The organism is Pseudoalteromonas sp. G5_S1_54_S4 (assembly GCF_054968565.1).
The window spans coordinates 42298-50250 of the sequence record NZ_JBQKUL010000033.1 but is presented as its reverse complement, the minus strand read 5'-3'; the positions used below and the strand labels follow the sequence as shown (position 1 = coordinate 50250).

Annotated in this window: 4 protein-coding genes and 1 pseudogene; 2 read left to right on the top strand and 3 right to left on the bottom strand. The window is 42.4% G+C overall.

What is annotated here, in order from left to right; genetic code table 11:
- Window positions 1-863 precede the first annotated feature (863 nt).
- Complete coding sequence (locus ACTRWE_RS13090) at window positions 864-2366, top strand: NAD(P)H-hydrate dehydratase (RefSeq protein WP_462880130.1); 1503 nt, start codon at window positions 864-866, stop codon at window positions 2364-2366.
- A 96-nt stretch (window positions 2367-2462) separates the two neighbouring features.
- The gene (locus ACTRWE_RS13085) at window positions 2463-4430 is read left to right on the top strand and encodes a methyl-accepting chemotaxis protein (RefSeq protein WP_462880129.1); all 1968 of its coding nucleotides are present in this window, start codon (window positions 2463-2465) and stop codon (window positions 4428-4430) included.
- A gap of 80 nt (window positions 4431-4510) precedes the next feature.
- Here the strand turns inward: ACTRWE_RS13085 and rnk are convergent, their stop codons facing one another.
- From rnk to ltrA, 3 genes and pseudogenes are all read right to left on the bottom strand, one after another.
- The gene (rnk, locus tag ACTRWE_RS13080; protein ID WP_024601929.1) at window positions 4511-4924 is read right to left on the bottom strand and encodes a nucleoside diphosphate kinase regulator; all 414 of its coding nucleotides are present in this window, start codon (window positions 4922-4924) and stop codon (window positions 4511-4513) included.
- Between the two features lie 293 nt (window positions 4925-5217).
- Window positions 5218-5550, bottom strand: a complete 333-nt coding sequence (locus ACTRWE_RS13075; protein WP_462880128.1) for a hypothetical protein — start codon at window positions 5548-5550, stop codon at window positions 5218-5220.
- A 16-nt stretch (window positions 5551-5566) separates the two neighbouring features.
- A pseudogene (gene ltrA, locus ACTRWE_RS13070) lies at window positions 5567-7237 on the bottom strand (group II intron reverse transcriptase/maturase).
- Between the last annotated feature and the right edge of the window lie 716 nt (window positions 7238-7953).

Sequence of the window (7953 nt, the reverse complement as noted above, 5' to 3'; positions counted from 1 at the left end):
AAAGGCATCAGGTAAAAGGAAAAGAATAAGCGCCTAATGCCGACTCTATACATTTGCTATGTGGCTCTCTACCGCTGTGGGCACTACGACATTACCAGGCTCCAAATAAAAGAAACCTGTTACAGCAATGTGACGGGTTTTTTTACGTCTGTAGGAAAGTGAAAATGCAGGTTCGAGGTGAAAGGTATTAGGTTAAAGGAAGAGAGTTGATCAGAGCTGACACCACGATATTCTACTGCGTTGTTGCTACGAAGTAGCGCACCATGGCTCCAAATTGAGAAAGCCCGACTAGCAATAGTCGGGCTTTTTTACGTCTGCAGGAAAGTAAAAATATTAGCTATCAGCCGTCAGCTATCAGCTGCACAGCGTCAACCTGTACTTCGTAGCGTGGGTTGAGTAACACGAAACCCACGGGTAAAAGAACGCACCGACTACCTCAGAGTCCAATTCATCCCATTAAAAAAACATAAGTGTACCTTGCTGTGTGGCTCTAGAGCGCTGTGGGCACTACGATATTCTACTGCGTTGTCGCTAAGAATAACGTATCAGCATCAGGTAGAAAATCCATATAATACCAATCCGCAATAATACTCAATCATTTTGGGGGCTAAACGTGTCGCTACCTGTGTTAAAAAATTCTCATTTAGAACAACTAAATAGCGAGTTTTTTGCCTAGCTATCACCCCGTTTTTCCTGCCTCAAAATAGACTGCTTAATTAAGCGAATTGGTATAAATTGGTAATAAATACTCAAATAAGAGGATTGCACCCTTATTTTTGCATGATACATTTCTGATCTTACTTGAAAAAAAACCAATGAGCCCAAAGTCTACTTAATCAACACTTATTTTAATAGAGCCTATCATGTCGTTATTACCTTCATCTTCCAGCGTTAAACAATTCGTATATTTAACACAGCAAATAAGAGAGCATGAGGGTAATGCTGCAAAAGCCAGTGGTTGTGATCTGTTTACCCTAATGGAACGAGCGGGGCATGCCGCATTTTTAAATTGGAAATCATTCAATGCACAGCAGACTCTAGTACTCGTAGGGAGTGGCAATAACGCAGGAGATGGCTATATTGCGGCTAGCCTTATTAAGCAAGCCGATAGACATGTAGTGGTGTGTGCCGTAGATGAAAATAAAGAATTAACCGGCGATGCTGCAAAAGCACAAAAGCGCTGGATTGATGCCGGTGGTGAAATTTGTAACTTTAGCGCTGATGCACTCGATGAGTGTGATGTAATCATTGATGCATTACTGGGCACTGGTCTTGAAAATACGGTACGCGATAATGTTGCCACTATAATTAAAGCGGCGAATGAAAGCACTAAACCAATACTCAGTATTGATGTGCCATCAGGTATAAATGCTGATACAGGCCAACCTTTAGGCATTGCAATTAAAGCCACTAAAACAATTACTTTTGTAGGGGTAAAACAAGGGTTAACAACGGCTGCGGGTAAAGAGTATGTTGGTGAGCTTATCTTTGATGACTTGGCTATTGGTGAGCCATTCGTAGAATTAGCGAGCCCATCGGGTAAGCTTATTAATATCAATAGTTTTAAAGGCTTAGGACCACGTGCTCTGAATAGTCATAAAGGTAGTTATGGAAAATTACTGTGTATTGGTGGGAATCAAGGAACGGCAGGTGCTATCAGATTAACAAGCGAGGCAGCGCTTAGAGCTGGTGCTGGAATGGTCAGAGTGTATACCCATGAAAGCTCAATTATGCCAGTCAGTTTTGGCCGACCAGAGCTTATGGTAAGTAGTAATAACTTGCAACACGCATTGGAGTGGGCAAGCTGTGCTGTTATTGGCCCAGGTCTTGGACAAGACGAATGGGCGCAAAATACCTTTAATCAAGTCATTGAGTATTGTACACGTAATAATATGCCTTTAGTTATTGATGCTGATGCACTTAATTTACTCGCTAAACAAGCTTCACCGAAAATGCCCACGCGGTGTGTACTTACCCCGCATCCGGGCGAAGCCTCTCGATTATTAAAGGTGTCGACTGGGGAGATAGAGTCTGATCGGTTCAGCTATGTTCAACAATGTGCTAAACGTTACTCAGCAGTTTGTGTTTTAAAAGGCGCAGGAACTTTAATAGCCGATGGTAAGCATACTTGGGTTTGTGAAGAAGGAAGCCCTGCGCTTGCTGTTGGCGGTAGCGGTGATGTTCTTACTGGTATTGTAGGGGCATTACTTGCTCAAGGGTTAGATTGTGCTGAGGCGACTTGCTATGGTGTTACACTGCATGCTAAAGCGGCTGATATTGCTGGGCAAAAAAATGGAGAGCGAGGTATGCTACCTAGCGATCTGTTTTGTATAGTGAGGCGGTTAATTAATAATATAAAACCATAAGATAAAAGCATTCATATTAATTTTGTTCTTTTTTTGATAAATCGATTAACCTTCTTATACTTAGTTAACGCTGTTTGGTTGTAACTGAGGTTAAAAATGTTAATACAGAAAAAAATGTATGCGGGAAGCTTATTACTTATCGTTTTCTCTTTGCTCGTTTTAACCGTAATTATGCAATGGGTAATAACGCCAATTATAAAAAATGAAGCTATTTCTGCTGCTAAGTTACAGGCTAAAGTAATCGGTGAATCATTTGCTAAGGATTTAGGAAAAAGTGCAGCATTAACTAAAAGCTTATCTGTTGTTGCTCAAACACTTCCCCTTGATAAAGATCAATTTATTAAAAATTTGGCACCGTTAATTGCTAGTGGTTCAGGCATTGCCGGTGGTGGAATATGGCCAGAGCCAAATATGTTAGATGCATCAGCACAAAGGGCATCTTTGTTTTGGGCTAAGGGCGATAATGGTCAATACACTTTATTAGATGACTACAACCAAGCTGATAGCAGTCCATATCAACAAGAAAGCTGGTATACAAGTGCTGCTAACGCTCAACCAGGCGTATGTGTATGGTCTGAGGCTTATGTTGATGCAGTTTCGAATGTGCCTATGGTAACTTGTTCCGTTAAAATTGAGCGTAATAATCAGTTTTGGGGAGTCGCTACTTTAGATATAGAGCTTTCTCATATTGAAAAGTCACTACTTGCTGAAAACCAAGCAACCGGTACCTACAGTTTTATTATTGATAGTGCGCAGCAGTTTGTTTCTATTCCTACATTTAGAGATACGAACTTAGCCATGCTAAATTTTTCACAAGTTGTGAGTAAAGATAGCTCTTTACAGCCTCTAGTTAACGCCTTGAAAAATAAAGATAGACTCGTAGCAGAGTTTAGTTCAGGTGTCATAAAGGGGGATAGCTCAATTCTAGTGACATTTTCACTGCCGGAGCAAAAGTGGCGCTCTGGCGTGATAATTCCAACAGCGATTGCAAAAAAAGCAGCTAATACGCTGACATATTATTTGTATGGTTCATTCATTGTGCTCATTGTTATATTTATATCGGCATTATTAGTCTTTGGTAAGCGATTAGTTGAGCAAATAGAGCAGACTTCGGCGCAAGTTAGGTCATTAATGCAAGGGCAAACAGATTCTAAATTACCAATATCGGGGGATGATGAAATGAGTCATCTTTGCGAAGCTATTAATGATTACGGTGATCATCTTATTAAAATTCTTGGGCTGATTAAAGAAGAGGCGGCCTCAGTAAAAAATAATGCTGAATCTATTGATAACTTGAGTAGTAATAGTCAGCAACGCGCACATGAACTAATGCAAGAAAATGAGCTGTTAGCCACGGCTATCAATGAAATGTCGATAGCGGCTTCATCGGCATCAGAAGATATTGGTGGCGTTGCAGATATTACCGCTAAGTCATCAGATCTTGTAAACTCTGGATTTAATGTTATTGAACAAAACGCAGAATCTATCCAGCTGTTGTTCAATAAACTAACTGAGTCGTCCAATGCAATATCACAAATCTCTGAAGATTCACAGCAGGTTGGTTCGGTATTAGATGTGATTATGAATATCTCTGAGCAAACTAATTTACTTGCGCTTAATGCTGCTATTGAGGCTGCTCGTGCTGGTGATTCTGGAAGGGGGTTTGCGGTCGTTGCTGATGAAGTTAGAACACTGGCACAAAGAACGCAACAATCAGCTGGTGAAATTGAAACCATGATCAGTCAGTTACAACAAGCGGCTGCAAAAGGAGTCAGTGTTATTCAAGAATGCCGAGAGTTCTCAGAAGTGGTCAATGATCGTTCAAATACAACACGCACGCAATATGAAAATATAGTCGATGCATTTAACGACATTAAAGGGCGCTCAGCAAGTATTGCCGTAGCCACTGAAGAACAGGCTCAAGTAACCGTCAATGTTAAAAAACTAGCGGAACGGATCCGAGAAATATCAGGGCAAAATGCCGCCGATGCCGAAGACTTTAGAGAAGTAAGTAAAGCCTCTAATAGTCAAGCACAAAGGCTATACGACATTAGTCAGCAGTAACTCAATAAAAAAATCCAAGCCTTGCTTGGATTTTTTATATAAGTTTGTTTATTAATTTAAAATTGTGAGGATTTAAAAGTCTATCTATGAAGCTCGCCAGCTCTTTCTGGTTGATAAGTTACCTCTTTAATAGTTACTGTTATTAACCCACCGCCTGGCTTTGGCCATTCAATTTGATCTCCCTGTGAAAGGCCAAGTAATGCACTACCAACAGGGGCTAAGATTGATATTTTGTTGCCACTTGAGTCAATATTCTTCGGGTAAACAAGCGTTAAAGTAAACTCCTCACCTGTAGATTCAACAACAAAGTTCACTGTTGAATTCATGGTTACCACGGTTGAGGGAACTTCGTGTGGCTCAACGATGTTAGCTCTACCAAGTTCTGCTTCAAGTTCTTTTTCACCCGCAAAACTGTTCGCAGGTAACGATTCCATTAGCGCATACAATCGATCTGCATCCAGTGATGAGATGATTATTTCAGGTTTAGTATTCAACTTAATATCCTTAATCATGTTAAATAAAATTTACTCTGGGTATAGCTTGCAGGAACTCAGTTGCATTGGAATACACTGAGATAATTTTATTGTTGTCTTAGTGAATTTATTTTATCTCTATTGCTAAAAACCCAGCCGAAGCTGGGTTTTTATTTGAGCTAGGTGTGTGAGGGGATGATGTCGGGTAAGGAACAACCATTACTGGTTGTCCCTCCCCTAAGAACCGTACGTGCGAGTTTCCCCGCATACGGCTCAAGCCTTTATAAGTCAGTACCTAAGTACAGACCAGCGACTTAACCTTTTATGATATACAGTGCAATTATTGCCGAAACAACTATAGCCAGTAGAGCAACCACGATGTTTAATGCGGTCAACCTATTGGGCAAAGTCCATTCAGATTTTGTTGACTGACTATCCTCAAGGGCTTTAAGGCCAATGGATGTTAGCTTGATATCAAAATATCCAGGATTGACATATGTTGGACTGTGTACCGCTTTCAAGTAGCCGCACTCAACCAATGCTTCCAAGTCATGAAAGTTGTCAATATCGTTTTTACTAATAGACGAATTATATTTACCTTCGCTGATATCTTTCAGTAAAGACATCATTCCTTTGGTCGTATCCATCTTCATTCCTACCTGACTATTTATCAACCATGTTACCCCAATGCAACTGCCTATGACAATTAGGGTGCAACAACACCAAATTATCTAGCTCATCTGAACCGCCTTTTACCCTTTCCACAATATGATGGATATTCCATCCTGTTTCTTTGGTAATTTTGTGGCGGCACATAGCGCAGCATTGCTGCTGCCTGAGCCAGAGCATCAGCACTTTCCTTTTGCCCTGCATTGATTCACGCCAAGCTCGCTCTAAGCGCTGCTCGAAGTATTCCTCAAATGCCAAGTCATAAGGATTAGCCTCTGCTTTTATCTTGGTGTGTCGCTTTATCACCACATCGTTACATGAGAACAGGCGAAGCATTTTCGACTCCTCCCATTTACCGGAAAATACCCAGTTGCGTTTGCCCACTGTTTTGAAGTATTTATCTTTAACCCAGCGGAGACAACGGTTTTTATGCCGCCGTCTACACCACTTCCAAAGCATTTTCCACACCCGATAATCAACATAATTAAAGGTTTCCTTGGCAACGATATGTCTGTGATAGTTTGCCCAACCTCTAAGTACAGGGTTGAGCATGTGTATCAACAAACCAGCCGTCACCGTTTTATTGCCGCTAATTATGTTTCTGACTTTATGGAGGAACGTTCGCAGGTTTTTTCGGCTTGGCTTAATCAAAAGCTTGCCTTTATACTTGCGTAAGTTCTGCCCCAAAAAGTCGAACCCTTCGTCAATGTGGGTTATCACCGTTTTTTCTGGCGATAGCGTCAGCCCTCGTTCAGCCATAAAGGCTTCAACGAGAGGTTTTACTTCATCTTCTAGCAACTCTTGTGAGATACCAGTAATAATGAAGTCATCTGCATATCGCACGTAATTGACCTTGGTCTTGTAGCTGGCTTTAGTGTTCTTCTTCCCAAAATGGGATTCGAGCACCGCCTCCAAACCATCAAGTGCCATATTGGCCAACACAGGGGAAATAATTCCCCCTTGCGGTGTCCCTGCTTCAGTCGGATTCAACTTACCGGATTCCATGTAACCGGCTTTCAGCCATTTTCCGAGTACTCGTTTATCCAATGGAATATTGGCAAGTAACCAGTCATGACTGATGTTATCGAAGCACCCTTTGATATCCCCCTCTAACACCCATTTGGCAGAATGCTTGCGACTAAGGTTCACAAAACATTACTCAATCGCATCTGCCGTTGAGCGCATCGGGCGAAAGCCATAGCTATTTCTATCGGCGGTGGTTTCCGATACAGACTCTAGAGCTAGCAGGTATAGCGCCTGCATGGCTCTGTCGAGCATGGTCGGTATCCCAAGCGGTCGACGCTTACCGTTCGCTTTTGGAATATAAACCCGCCTCAACGGTTTGGGCTTATAGCCCTTACGCGTTAATCGAAATAGCGCCAGCCATTTACTCTCAGGTGTACTCCATAACTCCCCATCGACACCGGCAGTCCTTTTGCCTCGATTTTCAGTTACCCGTTTAACCGCCAATGCCTTGGCAGAAAACGAGCGCACCAACATGCGTTGCAGGGCTTTCACCTTGCGCCACTGTTGCTGCTTCGTCGCCTTCGCGATCCGTACTTGTAGCCCTCTCACCTTGCGTTCAGCCGCATACCAATCAATGGTATGCCAGCTGTTTGCTTGGTGGGAGAACGCAGGTACATTGAACATACATTCCGTACTCATCTTGCTTTCCTCCATAACCACAAAACGGAGAAAAGCCAAGCCCTTGCGGGATAGCTAATCCCCGCTTGGGTTAATTTGTTAGATGGCTTTACACGCCTTCACACGATTAAAGACCAGTCTGAATTTGGCACTCTTTCGAGTTAGGGCAAAGTTAGAACCCCTATCCGAGCCATTACAGTTCGGCCTTCGCTTGGTCAGACATCCTTTACCCGCTTATCCAATAGCGCTCCTTACGGATTGCTTGCCTGTGTTACTGTTACTAGCAATCAGGCGAATAATCGGGCTTACCGAGTTCCATTGCAGTTACACGAGCAACGTAGGTTCTGTCTATCTACCGGTGGTCATAAGACGGCGTAATCCCAGATGTAAAAGGATTAACCGACCACGTACCTTTTGGTCAGAGCGCATCAACAATATTTCGCTCTTTGCGGTTGACGGTATTTATCAACAGTTCACTTACGTTAACCATATTGCCCAGCCTAGCCCCCAGCCAGCTTATTGTTAGCCAACTATGCCCACTCTCACGAGTTAAGACACCGTTTACACAGGGGTACATTGTCAGGAAGCTTTGCACCATGGGGTTACCCTCATCGCACTATCCCTAGGCTACTGTTAGCCGTATAACAGGTCTCGCTACTCAATGTTGAAAACATAAAAGTTGAGACAATAACTACAACAGCTTACGCCCGTAGGTCGTAAACTCGTCGAGATTTAGA